Origin of the sequence: Pseudoalteromonas sp. NEC-BIFX-2020_002 (genome assembly GCF_013002825.1) — a bacterium.
Lineage (GTDB): Bacteria > Pseudomonadota > Gammaproteobacteria > Enterobacterales > Alteromonadaceae > Pseudoalteromonas > Pseudoalteromonas neustonica.
The window spans coordinates 95,862-112,965 of record NZ_JABEPJ010000013.1 but is presented as its reverse complement, the minus strand read 5'-3'; the positions used below and the strand labels follow the sequence as shown (position 1 = coordinate 112,965).

General features: G+C 40.1%; 22 protein-coding genes and 1 tRNA gene. 3 read left to right on the top strand and 20 right to left on the bottom strand.

Translation table 11 applies throughout. The annotated features are described in order from the left end of the window. Positions 1-54: 54 nt before the first annotated feature. Positions 55-129 (bottom strand) — tRNA-Arg (locus HJP15_RS15140). A 255-nt stretch (positions 130-384) separates the two neighbouring features. On the opposite strand from HJP15_RS15140, the gene HJP15_RS15135 reads away from it, so the two are divergent. Continuing rightward, a complete protein-coding gene (locus HJP15_RS15135) occupies positions 385-567 on the top strand; it encodes a hypothetical protein (RefSeq protein ID WP_054206675.1) in 183 nt (60 codons plus the stop codon). Here the strand turns inward: HJP15_RS15135 and HJP15_RS15130 are convergent. The 3 genes from HJP15_RS15130 to HJP15_RS15120 are packed head-to-tail and all read right to left on the bottom strand — an operon-like array spanning position 564 to position 2,278. Beyond that, positions 564-1,373 (bottom strand): phosphotransferase, encoded by an 810-nt coding sequence (locus HJP15_RS15130; protein ID WP_170174081.1) that lies wholly within the window; start codon positions 1,371-1,373, stop codon positions 564-566. The genes HJP15_RS15135 and HJP15_RS15130 overlap by 4 nt on opposite strands. Positions 1,374-1,381: 8 nt before the next feature. After that, the gene (pnuC, locus tag HJP15_RS15125; RefSeq protein WP_054206673.1) at positions 1,382-2,005 is read right to left on the bottom strand and encodes a nicotinamide riboside transporter PnuC; all 624 of its coding nucleotides are present in this window, start codon (positions 2,003-2,005) and stop codon (positions 1,382-1,384) included. A gap of 18 nt (positions 2,006-2,023) precedes the next feature. Further along, on the bottom strand, positions 2,024-2,278 hold the full coding sequence (locus HJP15_RS15120) for a YkoF family thiamine/hydroxymethylpyrimidine-binding protein (protein ID WP_054206672.1): 255 nt from the start codon (positions 2,276-2,278) through the stop codon (positions 2,024-2,026). 132 nt (positions 2,279-2,410) lie between these two features. On the opposite strand from HJP15_RS15120, the gene HJP15_RS15115 reads away from it, so the two are divergent. Beyond that, positions 2,411-2,650: a DUF2960 domain-containing protein gene (locus HJP15_RS15115; RefSeq protein ID WP_054206671.1), complete on the top strand. Its 240-nt coding sequence runs from the start codon at positions 2,411-2,413 to the stop codon at positions 2,648-2,650. 28 nt (positions 2,651-2,678) lie between these two features. Here the strand turns inward: HJP15_RS15115 and alr are convergent, their stop codons facing one another. The 14 genes from alr to rpsF form a co-directional block, all read right to left on the bottom strand. Next, positions 2,679-3,758, bottom strand: a complete 1,080-nt coding sequence (alr, locus tag HJP15_RS15110) for an alanine racemase (protein WP_054206670.1) — start codon at positions 3,756-3,758, stop codon at positions 2,679-2,681. A gap of 1 nt (position 3,759) precedes the next feature. Beyond that, complete coding sequence (gene dnaB / locus HJP15_RS15105; protein ID WP_054206669.1) at positions 3,760-5,139, bottom strand: replicative DNA helicase; 1,380 nt, start codon at positions 5,137-5,139, stop codon at positions 3,760-3,762. 114 nt (positions 5,140-5,253) lie between these two features. Beyond that, positions 5,254-6,195, bottom strand: a complete 942-nt coding sequence (locus HJP15_RS15100) for a DUF4097 family beta strand repeat-containing protein (RefSeq protein WP_054206705.1) — start codon at positions 6,193-6,195, stop codon at positions 5,254-5,256. Between the two features lie 11 nt (positions 6,196-6,206). Continuing rightward, complete coding sequence (locus HJP15_RS15095) at positions 6,207-6,689, bottom strand: hypothetical protein (protein WP_170174080.1); 483 nt, start codon at positions 6,687-6,689, stop codon at positions 6,207-6,209. Then, positions 6,670-7,227, bottom strand: a complete 558-nt coding sequence (locus HJP15_RS15090; RefSeq protein WP_054206668.1) for an RNA polymerase sigma factor — start codon at positions 7,225-7,227, stop codon at positions 6,670-6,672. Before HJP15_RS15090 ends, HJP15_RS15095 begins: the two co-directional genes overlap by 20 nt. Before the next feature lie 558 nt (positions 7,228-7,785). Continuing rightward, positions 7,786-9,606, bottom strand: coding sequence for a pilus assembly PilX family protein (locus tag HJP15_RS15085; protein ID WP_170174079.1), 1,821 nt, complete (start codon positions 9,604-9,606; stop codon positions 7,786-7,788). After that, the gene (locus HJP15_RS15080; protein WP_054206666.1) at positions 9,606-10,127 is read right to left on the bottom strand and encodes a PilW family protein; all 522 of its coding nucleotides are present in this window, start codon (positions 10,125-10,127) and stop codon (positions 9,606-9,608) included. Before HJP15_RS15080 ends, HJP15_RS15085 begins: the two co-directional genes overlap by 1 nt. A gap of 2 nt (positions 10,128-10,129) precedes the next feature. Further along, positions 10,130-10,531: a type IV pilus modification PilV family protein gene (locus tag HJP15_RS15075; protein ID WP_054206665.1), complete on the bottom strand. Its 402-nt coding sequence runs from the start codon at positions 10,529-10,531 to the stop codon at positions 10,130-10,132. Beyond that, complete coding sequence (locus HJP15_RS15070) at positions 10,531-10,980, bottom strand: GspH/FimT family pseudopilin (protein ID WP_054206664.1); 450 nt, start codon at positions 10,978-10,980, stop codon at positions 10,531-10,533. Before HJP15_RS15070 ends, HJP15_RS15075 begins: the two co-directional genes overlap by 1 nt. A 2-nt stretch (positions 10,981-10,982) precedes the next feature. After that, entirely contained in the window at positions 10,983-11,435 is a 453-nt protein-coding gene (locus HJP15_RS15065) for a type IV pilin protein (protein WP_316244668.1), read from the bottom strand. Between the two features lie 307 nt (positions 11,436-11,742). Beyond that, positions 11,743-12,195 carry a 50S ribosomal protein L9 gene (gene rplI / locus HJP15_RS15060; protein ID WP_054206663.1) on the bottom strand — a complete coding sequence of 151 codons (453 nt, stop codon included), beginning with the start codon at positions 12,193-12,195 and terminating at the stop codon, positions 11,743-11,745. Positions 12,196-12,231: 36 nt separating this feature from the next. Next, positions 12,232-12,459 (bottom strand): 30S ribosomal protein S18, encoded by a 228-nt coding sequence (rpsR, locus tag HJP15_RS15055; RefSeq protein WP_002962753.1) that lies wholly within the window; start codon positions 12,457-12,459, stop codon positions 12,232-12,234. Between the two features lie 12 nt (positions 12,460-12,471). Further along, positions 12,472-12,774: a primosomal replication protein N gene (priB, locus tag HJP15_RS15050; protein ID WP_054206702.1), complete on the bottom strand. Its 303-nt coding sequence runs from the start codon at positions 12,772-12,774 to the stop codon at positions 12,472-12,474. Between the two features lie 69 nt (positions 12,775-12,843). Continuing rightward, positions 12,844-13,185: a 30S ribosomal protein S6 gene (rpsF, locus tag HJP15_RS15045; RefSeq protein WP_054206662.1), complete on the bottom strand. Its 342-nt coding sequence runs from the start codon at positions 13,183-13,185 to the stop codon at positions 12,844-12,846. Positions 13,186-13,267: 82 nt separating this feature from the next. Here rpsF and HJP15_RS15040 point away from each other — a divergent pair, with 82 nt between their 5' ends. Next, positions 13,268-13,534: a hypothetical protein gene (locus tag HJP15_RS15040; RefSeq protein WP_209438570.1), complete on the top strand. Its 267-nt coding sequence runs from the start codon at positions 13,268-13,270 to the stop codon at positions 13,532-13,534. Between the two features lie 28 nt (positions 13,535-13,562). Here the strand turns inward: HJP15_RS15040 and rlmB are convergent, their stop codons facing one another. Next, positions 13,563-14,309: a 23S rRNA (guanosine(2251)-2'-O)-methyltransferase RlmB gene (rlmB, locus tag HJP15_RS15035; RefSeq protein ID WP_054206661.1), complete on the bottom strand. Its 747-nt coding sequence runs from the start codon at positions 14,307-14,309 to the stop codon at positions 13,563-13,565. Beyond that, positions 14,306-16,798 (bottom strand): ribonuclease R, encoded by a 2,493-nt coding sequence (gene rnr, locus HJP15_RS15030; RefSeq protein WP_170174078.1) that lies wholly within the window; start codon positions 16,796-16,798, stop codon positions 14,306-14,308. Before rnr ends, rlmB begins: the two co-directional genes overlap by 4 nt. Between the last annotated feature and the right edge of the window lie 306 nt (positions 16,799-17,104).

The window sequence follows — 17,104 nt, the reverse complement described above, 5'->3', positions numbered from 1 at the left end:
ATTGATAAAACTAAAGTGTAGCAGGAAGAAAAAGAGAAGAAAAATAATAGCAAATGGCGCTCTCGGTAGGGATCGAACCTACAACTCAGCCTCCGGAGGGCCACGTGATATCCATTTCACCACGAGAGCACATTTGTGCCGCCACACCAACTCGCGATATCAGTGCTTAGGCATCAGCAATAATAAAGGCATCTGCAACTAAATGCTAGCTTCTATCGCCTATATGCCTATTAATTCAGCAAATTATAATAAATTGCTTCACAAGCAAGCAAAAAACAGCTATTAAATTATACTTAGTAAAAATTAATAACCATTTTGCAACATATCTATACTAGAGACGTACTTATCAAGCACGTGTAAAAGGTTTAACAAGAGGAAGTATTTATGAGTTTAATGTCAACCGAGCAAGTCGCTGAATTTTTAGGTGTAAAAACAGAACGTGTTAAGCGCCTTGCGCGAGAAAGTTTGTTAATTTCAAAATCAGTCGATGAGAACGGTGAGCCTTTATTTGATTCTGATGAAGTCACTAAATATAAAGAACTTGCAGCACGCTTTGGTGGCCTTTAGGGCTTACTAAAGCGTAAATTAATTAAACGGTCTAATTGCGTACGTAAAACGGTTACCTTATCACCCACCGAACGTGCGCTATACCAAAGAATACATAACAGCAAAAATATTAATTGGTAGCACTCAAGCTTTCTAACCGATACTGTAAATCGGTGTTGTATAGGCAACGATCGCTGATACGTCTCGAGTAAACCTACCTTCTCAACTGGATCAAGCTCACAACTGACTACAATCGCGGCTAAATCAAAGTATACGTCATTGGTCTTCGCGTATTCAAAATCAATTAAAAACATCCCATAGGGGTTTTCTATAATGTTTTCTTTAACTAAATCATTATGACAAAAACCACTATCACGTGGAAATAGTTCAACCTGTGACAACGTTTGCTCAATGATAATTTTATAATGTTGATAAAGTGAGGTATCACGATAGTGATCAAGCTCTTGTTTGATGTCCATAGGTAACGTAACGACTTGATGGTGATGTAAAGCGACCAATTTATTTATTAACTCAGGGCTATAATTATTATTGGTGATAGCGCCTTCAATATACTCAAAAATAGCAAATTGGTTAATTTCATCTACCCATAAAAGCTCAGGGCACACCTGCTTTTTGGCAAATAAAGCTTGCGCCGACAAGCCGACGGTAGGCCAATGTTCACGGTAAAACTTTAGCAAATAAGCATGTTGCTTGGTACGTACTAGAAAGTTGTCGTTACTTAAGCCGTTATGAAGACGCTCAATACTGAATATTTTTAATCGAGAATTAAAAGCGGCAAAAATACCGCTAATTTCATTATCAGTCATACAGCTCCTTATAATTGCGCTAAGGGTTTGGCTTGATTTTGTTCATATTCTTCGTACCAGGTTTTAAACCCCCACACAGCCATAATGGTATAAAATACAAATAATGCTAATGTTGGGTAGTAGCCTTTCTCGTAATATAAATACATCGAAGCTGTATCAATAACTATCCAATACAACCAATTTTCGAGTACTTTTTTAGCAACTAAGTAAGTTGTTACCACAGCAAAACAGGTAGTAAAGCTATCTAAATAAGCAAAATCTGCATGGGTGTAATTAGTCATAACATAGCCCAGTATTACTGCAACGATTGAAGTCGCTACAATAATCACTAAGTGCTGATTTAGCGTCCATGAAGTAATCACTAACTCACGTAAATTGTCCCCCCCTCTACGCCAGGCTATCCAGCCATATACTGCCATATACATATAATAAAAATGTAGCAGTGACTCCATTAACAAGGCACCATTCCAATACATTATTGTATAAATAAATGTGCTTAAGAATGCAGCAGGCCAACACCAAAGGTTCTCTTTTATTGCTAACAATAAATACGCCATTGAGAGTGCTACGGCTATATATTCCCAATACGACATCGCGGTAAACCCTGCGAGCGTTTGTGTTATAAATTCCATAATTGATCCGTTTAGACTTTAAAGTTCAGGAGAGAGATCACCATTTAGAAATTTACAAACAAAAATAGCCTTACCAAACTCTTCGTATGAACGTTTTATCTCTGTATTTAACACTGACATTACCAAATCGTAATCACCAAAAATCTGTGTTGATAGCGTATTTGTTATTACTTTTAAATCATCATATTCATTTAAACGATCAATAAAACCTTTAATAAATGGAATATAATCTTGATGAAGTGGGTATTTACTGATCTCTACTGATAATTTCATGATAATCCTTGATATTAACGACGAAAATTATAACTATTGTAACGTGACCCCAGACACAAGTCATTCAAAGGTAGAGTGGATGTAAAAGAAGGTGTAAAATCACTGTAATTTAATTCCGTTTACGAGTTTCTCATGGCACGACGCATTACTTACAAATTTAAAGATCAACCTCGCGAAATTAATTTTGCAAAAGATAAATACCACGATATGTATCAAGCGATTGCAGCTGCTGAAGGTATTGATTTAACTAACTACCTCAGCATGGTTCAGCAAATTGAAATGACATCGAAAGGCTCAGCGTCTGTCCGTAACTTTCGTGATCAAGAGTTTGCACGTATGGGATTTAGCGATGTGTACTTTATTAAAGAGTAGCTATATTAAAGAGTAGCTATAAATTTAGCTACTCTAGGTATTCATAGCTGACACGAGGGGTAATATTACAGAGTAACTCGTAAGGAATTGTCGTAGCACATTGGGCGACTTCTTCAACGGGTAACTCTGGGCCCCACATCTCGACTTCATCGCCTACTTTAATGCCAGCGGTGTTTTCACCAATGTCCACACTGATCATATCCATTGAGACACTTCCTGCGATAGGGTAACGTTTAGAGCCTATTACCACAGGCGTCCCTTGCTTTGCATGGCGCGGATATCCATCACCATATCCCATTGCAACCACAGCAAGCTTAGTGGCCTTAGTGCTTTGCCAGCGCCCGCCATATCCTACACATTGCTGCGCATCCACATCACGAATTGCTATTACTTTAGTGGTTAAACGCATCACAGGCTTTAATCCATGTTCTTTACCTGTGGCATTAAGCATTGGCGATACGCCATACATCATCAAACCTGGACGTACCCATTCACCATGACCAGCTGGCCACGCAATAATACCCGCTGAATTTGATAAACAATGCGCTTGTTGTTTACCTTGTACTAAAGAGTCAAATAAGGCAATTTGCGCAGCTGTTTTTGGATCTTGTAGATCATCAGCGCAAGAAAAGTGCGTCATCAAATTGATTGTATCTTTAGCATTACTCGTTGCTTGCAAGCGTTGGTAAAAATCATTGAGTTGCGCAGGCGCAATGCCAAGACGGTGCATACCGGTATTAATTTTTAACCAGCAATTAATTGGCTCATCAAGATTTGCCTCTTCAAGTGCTTTAAGCTGATTTTCATCATGAATAATAGTTTGAAAGTTATTAGCCAATAAAATAGGTAAGTCATCTTGATGAAAAAAACCTTCGAGCAATACAATTGGCTTAGTTAACCCACCCGCTCTAAGTGCTAAAGCTTCATCAATGCGCGCAACAGCAAACGCATCAGCATCATTAAGATGTTGCGCTATTTTTACTAAACCATGTCCATAAGCATTGGCTTTTAATACCGCCATGACCTTACTTTTCGGCGCAAACTTGCGTACTTGCGCTAAGTTATCTGCAAGTGCTGTTAAGTTGATTTGAGCAATAGCTAAACGCATATTAATATTCGTCGTCTACCGCAGGCCCAGCGTAATTATCAAAACGCGAGAACTGACCTTGGAAGGTTAGCCGCACCTTACCAATTGGGCCGTTACGTTGTTTACCTATGATGATTTCAGCAATACCCTTGTCTGTACTGTCTTCGTTATAGACTTCATCACGGTAAATAAACATGATTAAATCGGCATCCTGCTCGATAGAGCCTGATTCACGTAAGTCAGAGTTAATTGGACGTTTATCAGCACGTTGCTCTAGGGTACGGTTAAGCTGAGACAGTGCTACCACAGGGCATTTCAATTCTTTTGCTAATGACTTGAGTGAACGTGAAATTTCAGCAATCTCTAAGGTACGATTGTCCGACAAACTTGGTACACGCATAAGTTGTAAGTAATCCACCATGATCATACTGATACCGCCATGATCTCGCGCAATACGACGTGCACGTGAACGTACATCAGTTGGTGTTAAGCCTGATGCATCATCGACAAACATTTTACCTTTTTCCATGAGCAGTCCCATGGTTGAAGATAACCGTGCCCAATCATCATCATCTAATTGACCAGTACGTACTTTGGTTTGGTTAATACGACCAAGCGATGCCAGCATCCTCATCATGATTTGCTCAGATGGCATTTCTAATGAGTAAATAAGTACGGGTTTATCTTGAGTCATCGCTGCATGTTCAGCTAAGTTCATCGCAAAGGTAGTTTTACCCATTGATGGACGCGCTGCAACAATAATTAAATCTGATGGCTGTAAACCAGTCGTCATTTTATCTAGATCAGCGTAACCGGTGCTTACCCCTGTCACACCATCTTGTGGTGACTGGTATAGCTCTTCGATTTTATCGACAGTTTTTTCTAATATGCTGTGGATACTTTGCGGGCCATCGTTGCTTTTTGTGCGTTGCTCAGCAATTTTAAAAACTTTACTCTCTGCAAAATCAAGTAAATCATGACTGGTGCGCCCTTCAGGGTTAAAACCAGCTTCGGCGATTTCATTGGCAACACCTATCATTTCACGTACTACAGCACGTTCGCGTACGATATTCGCATAAGCATCGATATTCGCCGCACTAGGAGTGTTTTTAGCAATCTCAGCTAAATAAGCAAAGCCGCCTATACCGCTGAGTAAATTCTTTTTCTCTAAGCTCTCTGAGATGGTGATCAAATCGATTGGATCACCAATCTCGGCAAGCTCAACCATCGCTTCAAAAATAAGCTTGTGAGTACGTGTATAGAAATCTTGCGAAACGACTAATTCAGCAACACGGTCAAAGGCTTGATTATCAAGCATTAAGCCACCTAAAACAGATTGCTCTGCTTCAATGGAATGAGGAGGAACTTTAAGGGTGTCGACTTGTTTATCTGGTTTAGCCATAACTTCGCAATACTAAAATACAATTGCGTCTATTCTATCGACTTGGTAACGCTGTGCAAATAGCAAAGCGGGAATTCTTTTCCCGCTTTGCTACTTTTTAATTAAGTAGAATTGTTATTTTTTACGTAATTCAATTCGCCCACTGATGGTATCTATTTCAATATCTCCATCACCACCATTAATTGAAAACTCCAATTCACTTGATGGGCCGTATTTTGCTTTTTTAACTTTATCATTACTCAATTCATTGACGATTTTACCATTAGCATGTGCTTCAATTTCAAATCGTGCTGAGACATTCGCAGGAAAGAAAAACTCGGCATCACCACTAACAGACTCATAGGTTATTTGTGCACCTTTGATTAACTCATTAATCCGCACTTCGCTTTCACCATTTACGGTATTAATACGCAAACTTTTTAGTTTATCAAACGTAAAATCTATATCACCGTTTACATTCTCTAAACGCACATCTTGCGCGCGGGTTGTTGATTTTATATCGCCATTGACCGCTGTAAACCTTAATGTGCCTTGAGAGTTTTTATCGTTAATTTCACCGTTTACAGTTTCAAAGCGAATATCGCCATTAAGATCTTGCGCACTAACGTCGCCATTAACCGTGTCAAAGCTCAAGTCACCACTGAGACTTTGCACATTGATATCGCCATTGACCGTATCTATCTCAGCGCCCGCGTGTAAATCTTTGGCGCTAATAGTGACATTAACACCTGCGAACTCAAGTTCACTTGTTTTCGGCATATAGATAGTCAGTTTAGAGCCATCACCACTGTTCCAGCCATTGTTGACGTTCCGTGGCATTTTTACAATAAACTCAATCCGCCCATTGCTATTTTCTAACCTGTACCCATTGGCCTTATCATCCAGCTCACCTTCTATTTTAAGTTGCGCTTTATCCCACCCTTCGATGCGAATGTCACCTCGTTGATTTTCAATAAATACACGTTTGTTTACAGGGACATCAACTATTTCATTGATCTTTTGACCTGCTAATGCTGATAAGGGTAATACACTTAATAATAAACATAATACTTTCATAATAGGGACTCCTAAATTTGTTGCCATTTGGGTGCGTGCACCTTATTGATTAAATCCAATTGCTGTTGATATATCTGAGCAAGCATTTTCAATAGCGCTGGGTTTTCAGGCTCATTCTCAAGCGCTTGCTTTATCGCGCTTTCAGCCTCTTCCAATTCATTTAATTGCTGTTGCCAATTATTCGTTAATGCCGGTTGATTTTGATATTGCACTAACAAGCTTTGCTTTTGCTCTGTAAAATAATCACTCATAGCAACACCCGTTTTTTGCTGCGGCGTATTAAAAAGTAACTGAGCAGTCAATAACGCTCCGACCGTGCATGCAGCAACACCAGCTAGTTTAGGCCACACAGCCACTTTAGTTTGTTGCGGTAGTCTGTGTGATAGTGCTTTTTCAATACCTGGCCACAAATCTTTTTGCGGCGGGAGTTCAGTTTGCGAGCGATTTAATGACTCAACTAAAAATTCTTCAAAATCAAGCTTGCTCATTTTCATACCACTCTTTTAATAACTGTCGTGCGCGATGAAACTGCGACTTACTAGAACCAACTGCCATACCTAGCATGGTTGCAATTTCCTCATGGCGATAACCTTCAATAGCGTGTAATACAAATACCATTCGGGCTCGCTCTGGGAGCCTTAAAACCAATTTATCGAGTCCATTTAAACCTTGGCAATCATCAGCGCTTTGCTCATCCATACCACTTTGTTCAAAACTCACTACTTTTTGCAGCCAGTTTTTATGTTTGCGTAAGTAACTAATGGCAATATTGCTGGTAACGCTGTGCAGCCAAGTCGAAAATTGTGACTGCCCTTCAAAGCTAGCAATTTTATGCCATAACTGTACAAACACTTCTTGCGTGGCATCTTCAGCGTGCTCTCTATCAGCGAGTAATCGTAGGCATAATGCGTATACTCGCTTTACATGCAGTGTATACAACGCTGCATAGGCTTGTTGATCGCCACTTTTTACTTTCTCAATCAACACAGTTTCACTGTGTTGATTAAAAGCATGTTTTGCATTTATCAACATCGCAGATGTTGTCCCTTTATGATTATTATTCTGAATGTAGTTTATACTTAAGCCATGTAGAAATACGATATTTCAGGTTTTTAAGTTTCTTGCATAGTTAGACGTGAAAAGAGGTGAAAAAGGTTTAAAGGACGTTTAATTATTTTTAATTTAATCTCAATTTTGGTTAAAGTATTTCCGCGTATATTTAACTATATGAAAATGATCTCAACTGTCCAGCCGGAGATTTTCAGGTATTACGGGGCTAATCTCGCTAGGGGCTTTTTATCATCAGTCGATTCAACATAGTTATACCAATCTGCGTAGATATGGAGCCTATTTAATGACAAGAAAATTGCGCTATAACTAGGCTAAAATTTTTATATCTGGTTGTTCTAAATAAAAATTTTCAACAACGTTATAGCGTGATTTAATTCGTTAAATTGTTCAAATATTTATGCAGATTGGTATTAACATTGAAAATAGCCACAAGGCCTGATTTTTCAGCTAAGACTCAGAACTTAATTTATTGAAATAAAAACGACTAACCTAAGTTAGCCGTTATAAATATAAACACAATTAAGGAGTCGGTATTATGGGGTCTACCACTGCTTTTTGAGGAGTTTTATAGGACCAACCAAGGAAAATTAACTCGCCTGCAGTTTTACCTCCCCCGCCACCGCCAACATTAGTCAAGTTAACATCATGGTGAATACCACCCTTACCTGATGCGGTGACCGTTTTTCCTCTAATAGAACCACTAAAACCACCATTAGCAACCACTTTAACATCCGTTTTAGGCGCATAGATTGCAGCATACAAATTAGCATCAGCGTCTATATCTATACCATTATTTTGCTCATTGCTTGAATAGACACTAAATACAGGCTTGCCTGTGGCTGTTAAACCATGCTTCATGGTTATAGAGCCTGGTGAAGCTTTCATTTTAACTTTACCTGTTACGTAAAGAGTTAAACTACTCCCTTCTGCAATATGTATTTCTGACGACCCTTCCATTTTAAAGTCACCATTAACAACTAAAGTAACGTCACCACCGGCCACTTTTAAATTACCATTATTTAATGAAAGACTACCCATCTTGAGTACTTTAACATCAACCTCTTTATCTATCGTGGCAAGCGCATAAGTAATTGTGGCTGGGCGAGCACCTAACCAATTTTCCCATACATAGCTCCCCTGATTTTCAATTTTAGATTGCGCAATCTCAGGTGTTAACTCATAAATAACACGCGTTTCAGGCTTACTAGGAACAAGTACCGAGTTACCGTGCTTAACTATAATTTTTTCAGCCGCAGGATCAACAAGCGCAGTAACAAGTTTGGTTACATCAATTGGATCACACTTTACTTTACCGCCTTCAAAATTAGTCGGATCTTGTGAAGGAACTAACTCGACATTTGGGTTAACGTTATAGCGCAGATCTGAGTAAGGTATACCATCTTGTTCTAGTTGGGACGCCAAATTTTTTGCAGTGAATGTTCCACCATACATCACATCTAACCCATCATTATTTCGATTCACTAAGATTGTAGTTGCGCTATTGTTAGGGATAATAAAGTCCTTATTAGCCCGAATAACACCTAACACCTTGCCTTGCTTCCAAGTCACGTGACCTGCAGATAAAACATCACCACCTACAGCAGTATCAAGGGGGAAGCCGTCCGGTAAAACAGGATCGGTTGATACAGTGAAATTAGAATCAATAATAATATGATTGTTTGCGCGTAAAGTACCCGTTATAGGCGATGACCCCGAAAAAATGATACTGCCTGTTGCATGCACACTACCCCAAATTGCTGACGCTCCTGACAAGGTAACATCCTTATCTTTATAGACAGTACCTATCACCGCACCAGCTTCCGCTTTACTGGGATCATAGTCCCCCCTGCTTGAATCGAAACTATCAATTCGACCGCTCGCACTGAGTGATACGCCTTCACAGCCAACAATTGCATTTTGAAAAAGTGATTCGGCTTTACCTGGTTTAAATCCAAATCGTGCAACTAAATTGCTTTGCGCGTCACCGCTATAGCGCTGCCCAAGACTAGCTATTTCTAATTCCCCAGCAAGGTTTTTACTTATGCTTGCATCATATGTTGCGTCGATTCCAATCAAACCTCTGCCACTGGCATTACCCGCTGCGGCAATTAATCCATCAATGTCTAATTCTCCATTATTATTCAACGCTTGCTGCATTAGTCTCGCTTCTTCGAACACACCTTTTTCTGCAAGCAAACGACTATTCATTTTCTTTTGAAAATTACCACTCATGCGCTCTTGTACAATATTTTCGCGTAATGAATTAAGTACTACAATACTTGCCATACTGGTCAATATAAGCACCGTAATGAGTGTAAAACCTTGCTGTTTATTGTTCACTACACACCACCAAAAGCATTCGTTAAAATAACATTAGAAACCGCAACATCAATACTTATTGCGTTACCAAACTGACTCGGTAAATTTTCAGGCGCCACATTGATTTTTACTACGTTGTTATTAATAGAAAAATTTAACCTTTCAACACCTGTTAGTAACCGCTCTGGAGCAGCAGCTCCTAACGTACACATTAAGTTATTGCCCGTTAATGTGTATATTTCCGTCGTAGGTGCCACAGCGACACTTCCATTACAGGTAATTACGCCTGCGGGCTGCCCAATACTAATAGATAACCCGTCAGCGGCGACAATCGGTAGAGTCGGTGTTTGCTTTATGCTCCGAGTAAATACTTTGCTTGTATAGCGTATAACTTCTTGTGCATTTTCAAGCTCCTTACTGACCATAATGGTACCTTTAATCGCAGAATACGACAGGCTCACCCCTGCCAATAAAAATGATCCAGCGGCCAAAGCAACCATTAATTCCACTAATGTATAGCCACGCATTGAAGAAGAGCTCATAACTAAATACACCCAGCAGGTAAAGTAGGATAACTTGCATTAAGCGATATTTGATTTACAGCTGCATCCGTCATCCGCTCATCAGCCCATGAAACTGTAATTTGCATGTCATCAGCATAAGCCGCAGGTAATGTGAGCTGAAAGTCTGTTGTTTGAGGCCCTAGAAAGGTCCGAAAGTTTACATCAGTAAATAGTGCTGGGTTTGTCGTTTGCAACTCACATAAGCGTGGCCAAATACGTTCGAGAGTATTTTGGCCTTGCACCAAAGAAACCGTATAATTGAAACTGTTATTTGCGAACTGCAACGACTTTAATTGCGCGGCAGCTAAGCCCAACAATGCTATGCCAGCAATGACAACTGACAGCATAACTTCTAACAATGAAAATCCATTTTGCTTTATCATTATGCACAACCTACCGATTTTTCAATCAGCCAATTTTGGCCGCTTTTTAAAATACACAAATAATAATCAACGGTATCAGTTGACGTATCTTCAACTAAAATTGTACTTGCAGCAGATATTTCACCAGTTGATAACACTGTACGATTAACGAGGGATACAGTAACCCCCTGATGTTGAATAACAAATTCTTTTAAAACAGTTTCGACACCATCAACAGGAGCCCTCACTTGCCACTTAGTACCGCTAACCGCTAATGTTACATCCTTATCGCGTTTCACAGCTTCACTGCGCGCATATTTATATACGCTATTAAGTTGGTTTGCAGTAGTGACTACGCGATCTTGCATAATCTGCTGGCTAAATGAAGGGAAAGCCAAGACAGCCATAATACCTATAATGCTAACTACAACCATTAATTCAACTAAAGTAAAACCAGCCGTCTTGTTCATTATTATTCCCAACAATTCGTCACGGCAAAACCACCTTTAGTAGCGGATTGTGTTCCATCTTGCTTTATAGCGAGTGCACCACAACGATCGCCTTTTTGTGCCGATGTTGATTTTGGAGTTGCTGTTAATGTAAATTGGCGATTTTTAAAATCAACATTAGCGGCGGCTCCTGGTACGCGATCTGAGGCTACATAACTAAAGCTGTAAAAGTCGGTATTGACAGCCCCATTAAACGCATCTGGATACCCTCCATTACGAGAATAAATACGCTCTAATACTGCGCCATGTTGGAGTATTACTTGCTGAATATCAGCGCGTCGGCTACGTTCCATTTGCTCGGTATAGGCAGGCATAGCCACGGTATATAAAATACCTATAATGGCTACAACTATTAGTAACTCAACTAATGTAAAACCATTCTTTTGGCGTACATTTTCTCTCATCTTATCTTTCACTCTCTAGTTCCTTTACACTATGCCCAGTGCACAAACAATATACAGTGACAACGCTGTCAATGTCAATTAACTACGATTTATTTACAAAAAAATATCATTTAATAGTGATAAATAATTAGTTTTTATTATTGAAATATTAAATCAAGAGTGGAATACACACTTAGCCAAAATGGGTACTCTAATCCATTTTTTCTAAAAATGATACAAAATGACGTCTATTTGCGGGGATTAAACTATTTTATTACATAAGCTGTACACAACAAAAAAGCCGTGCGCAATGCACGGCTTTTATACTTAATTATAAAAATTAAGCTTCAGCGATTACGATTACTTTAATAGTAGCCGTTACGTCTGAATGTACTGCGATTGATACGTCAAATTCGCCAGTCTCACGGATAGTTCCTAGAGGTAAACGAACTTCTGACTTAGCAACTTCAACACCAACAGCTGAGATAGCGTCAGCGATGTCGCGAGTACCAATAGAACCGAATAACTTACCTTCGTCACCAGCTTTAGATACTAATGTAACTTCAGCTAATGCTTCAAGTTTCTCAGCGCGTGCTTGTGCAGCAACAAGCTGTTCAGCGATTTTCGCTTCAAGCTCTGCACGACGTGCGTCAAAAGTTTCAACGTTAGCTTTAGTTGCAGGAACTGCCTTACCTTGCGGGAAAAGGAAGTTACGTGCGAAGCCAGATTTAACTACAACCTGGTCACCTAGGCCACCTAGGTTAGCGATCTTATCTAGTAGAATAACTTGCATGTTTCTACACCTTTTAAAAACGTGTTAATCCGCTGCTTACTTATGTAAGTCAGTGTATGGAAGAAGGGCTAAGTAGCGAGCACGCTTAATAGCTGTTGCTAGCTGGCGCTGGTATTTAGCGCTAGTACCTGTAATACGGCTAGGTACGATTTTGCCACTTTCTGTAACATAGTTTCTAAGAGTAGCTAGATCTTTATAATCGATTTGTTGTACGCCTTCCGCTTTAAAGCGGCAGAACTTACGACGTCTGAAATAACGTGCCATGAGATTAATTCCTCAAATAATTCTTTCGATATGCTGAGCATGCAAAACCAATTGGCTAAGGCCGTTACGACCTTCATGGCGGTTTAAAAAACCGCTCACTTGCAATGCCTGCCCAACGTGCAAATGTTGAGTCTGTTGTTGCATTTGCTTACCACTAGCAACCACTTGAAGCTTTACATAACTATTACGGTTAAGGTCTGCTTCAACTTGCATTGATTTATGTTCTACAACAAAAATACAATGCGGTATACCAGCAGGGCTTTGACTATATTTGGGCGTTTTACAAACGACTCCAGATAGTGTTAGTTGATTCATATAAGGACTAAGCGTTTGGCTCATCTTAATTACTCAACTGAACAAGCGCCATGCTTGGACTCAAAACAATTAAGCAGCTGGTGCTTCTTTCTTCTCTTCTCTTACAAGAGGAGACGCTTCAGTTACAGCATTTTTAGTACGCATAACTAAGTTACGAAGCACTGCATCGTTGTAGCGGAAAGTAGTTTCTAGCTCGCTGATTACTTCAGTAGGTGCTTCAACGTTCATAAGAACATAGTGAGCTTTATGAAGCTTGTTGATTGGGTATGCTAATTGACGGCGACCCCAATCTTCAAGACGGTGGATAACACCACCAGCTTCAGTGATTGAACCAGTATAACGTTCGATCATACCAGATACTTGCTCACTCTGATCAGGGTGAACCATGAATACGATTTCGTAATGACGCATGGATATTCCTTACGGTTAATAGAGCCTTCTACCGTTTCGGCCGGTCGGTTTAAGGCAAGGAATTAATAGTTTAAAAGCCGAAATGAGCGCGCATTTTACGCTTAGTTGGAAAATTAAGCAAGCAGGTTTTTTAGCTTTAAGTGGGGGAGTTAATAAATCAGCTATCAGCTATCAGCTATCAGCTATCAGCTATCAGCTATCAGCTATCAGCTATCAGCTATCAGCTATCAGCTATCAGCTATCAGCTATCAGCTATCAGCTATCAGCTATCAGCTATCAGCTAGAAATTTTGCTCATATTAACTTACGTGTCAAGACGAGCTTGTCTTAAACTGACGGCTGACGGCTGACGGCTGACGGCTACAAGCTTACAGCTTTTTAAGCTTGTGTTGCATTTCTCTGGCGTAGTACTTCAAACAAACAAATGCCTGTTGCTACAGAAACATTTAAGCTTGAAACGGTACCGGCCATTGGGATTTTAACGAGTACATCACAGTGTTCGCGGGTTAAACGACGCATACCTTCACCTTCTGCCCCCATAACAATCGCCATTGGGCCTGTTAAGTTAGCATCAAATACATGAGTGTCTGTTTCGCCAGCCGTGCCAACGACCCACACACCCGCATCTTTAATCTCACGTAAAGTACGCGCAAGATTGGTTACTTGAATAAGCGGTACTGTTTCTGCTGCGCCGCAGGCAACTTTACGGGCGGTGCCATTTAGTTTTGCTGATTTATCTTTTGGTACAATAATCGCGTGAACACCCGCCGCGTCAGCACTGCGCAAACATGCACCTAAATTATGCGGATCAGTGATGCCATCTAGCACCAGTAAAAAAGGAGTTTCTTCACGCGCAATGATCTCATCAAGATCTTTTTCATTAAAAGTAGGTGCAGCTATAACGTTTGCAATAATACCTTGGTGCTGCTCACCCTTTGATTTGTTATCAAGTGCTTTACGTTGCATGAATTGTACTGAGATACCAAATTTACGCGCTTCTTCAATAATTGGAGATAAGCGTTTATCATCACGACCTTTAAGAGCATATATTTCAATAAAACGCTCAGGCTCACTTTCAAAAATTGCTTCAACAGAATGAAAGCCAAAAATTAATTCATTACTCACGTATTACTTGCTCCTGAACTCGTACTTTTACGGGCGTTTTTGCCGGGTCTTTTTGGCTTTTTCACAGCCCTTTTCTTCGGTTTTTTAGCGGTTGTAGCAGCTACCGCCCCTGACTTTGTAGTCGGTTTCTTTCTTCCTCTACTCGCACTGCTTTTTTTTGGCTTTGGTTTACCTTGGTCAGTGCGATTTTTTTGCTCAGGGCTAACTTGCTCGGTTTCTTTTTTAGCTGGTATTTTACCGCGCTTTAATTGCGAACGAACACTTGCAGGTTGATGCCCTTTAGGCTCACTACGACGACGCGCGTATCTATCCTGTGCAACATCGCCACTGAGCGTTAAGTTAATTCGGCGCTCATCTAAGCTGACAGATGCCACTTGAACCGTCACTTTATCACCTAGACGAAACACTTTATGAGTGTGCTCACCTATTAAGCAGTGCTTAGAAGCATCATGTTGAAAGTATTCATCACCTAAGTTGGTGACATGAATAAGGCCATCAATTTGTAAATCAGCTAAACGAATGAATAAGCCAAAATTAGTAACCGAGGAGATAACCCCTTCAAATTCATCGCCAACATGATCTTGCATGTATTCACATTTAAGCCAATCAGCTACTTCACGGGTTGCATCGTCAGCACGGCGTTCGGTAGTTGAGCATTGCTCACCCAATTGCGCAACTTCTTCCTCACTATAGGCATAAGCGCCAGAAGTAACCATCCCTTGTGCTTTTAAAATACCTTTAATAGCACGATGTACAACTAAATCTGGGTAACGACGGATTGGCGAAGTGAAATGCGCATATTCATCTAATGACAAACCAAAGTGACCAATGTTTTCAGCCTGATATACGGCTTGCTTCATTGAGCGTAACAGCATTGTCTGAATTAGTTCCGCATCAGGGCGATCACCAAGCTTTGCTAATACATGGGTAATTTCTTTTGGTGTAGGTTCATCACTAAGCGTTGATTCAATACCCAGCTCAGATAAAAACTGCCTAAAATTACTTAATTTTTCACCATCAGGTTCAGCATGAACACGGTAAAGCGCACTGGCTTCGTGTTTTTCAAGCATTTTAGCAGCTGATACATTGGCTAAAATCATACATTCTTCAATCAACTTATGCGCATCGTTACGTACAACAGGCACGATTGATTCAATTTTGCGTTGAGCGTTAAATACAAAACGTGTTTCAAGCGTTTCAAACTCAATGGCACCACGATCTTGTCGTGCTGCTTTTAGCGCCATATACATTTGCTGTAAATCAGTCAAATGTGGCACAACTGACGCATATTCTGTACGCAGTTTCTCGTCACCGAGCAAAATATTATTTACTTTTGTGTACGTTAAACGAGCGTGCGAGTTCATCACTGCTTCATAAAAACGGTAGCCTGATAGTTTACCAGCCGCCGATACCATCATTTCTGCAACCATACATAAACGGTCAACTTTAGGGTTCAGTGAACATAAGCCGTTTGACAGCACTTTAGGCAACATAGGAATTACTTGTTCAGGGAAATACACTGAATTACCGCGCTCTATCGCTTCTTTATTTAGAGGCGTGTTCATTCCTACGTAGTGTGATACATCCGCAATAGCAACCCATAAGCGCCAACCACCTGATTGTTCTGGTTCACAATAAACGGCATCATCAAAATCACGGGCATCTTCACCATCAATCGTTACTAATGGTAAATCACGTAAATCGACACGATTTTGTTTGTCAGCTTCTTCAACAAACTCACCTAAATGCTCAACTTGCTTTTCAACCTCATCTGGCCATACATGAGGAATATCGTGGTTACGCAGTGCAACTTCTATTTCCATACCTGGCGCTAAATGCTCACCCAATACATCAATAATTTTGCCTACCGCATTCATATTACGATTAGGGTTTTGTGTAATTTGCACTTGCACCATTTGATTATGACGCGCGCCGTTATCACTGCCTGGTAAAATAATGATATCTTGTGTGATGCGTGGATCTTCGGCCACCACAACAGCAACACCATGCTCTACAAAATAGCGACCGACAATAGGTGCTCGTTCATTAGGTAGTACGCGAATAATACGCGCATCGCATTTACCACCTGAGCCTCGCTTAGTGCCTTTAGCCAGCACAATGTCACCATGGAGCACCATATTCATTTGATGCTTGGCAATAAACCAGTCTTTACTTTCGCCTTCGACTTCTAAAAAGCCAAACCCATCACGGTGACCTATGACTTTTCCTTTTACAAGCCCTGCTTCGTCAATTAAGGCGTAGCATTTAAATTTGTTAAAGAAGAGTTGGCCATCACGTTCCATAGCACGTAAACGGCGCTTGAAAGCAATTTGACGCTCATCATCGTTTACCGCTAACTCTTCACATAATTGATGGAAATTAGCTGGCTTGGCACGGTCTTTTATGTGAGTAAGTATAAACTCACGACTTGGGACAGGGTTTTCGTACTTTTCTTGTTCTCGACTGAGATTAGGATCTTGGTTTGACATTCACTATCTTGTTAATTGGTTATGACGTTATTTTAACCCAAAATAGCGCAATGAGACAGTGCAGCAGCATTAAAGTTTTATGTTACGAGAAATTGATTAAACGCTCCCTCTAATTAATTGAATTATATTAACAATTAAATATAACGGCGCGAAGAAGGTTTTTTAGCGTTATAAAAAAACCCAAACAAAGTGATCTTGTTTGAGGGGGATACACCCAAACCTCCTCAAGATGTGAGTTCCAGTTGGAATTAAAAGCGATTTAGGCAAGGCATTGATTGCAAGTAATAGTGAGTCTATTGTTAAAAT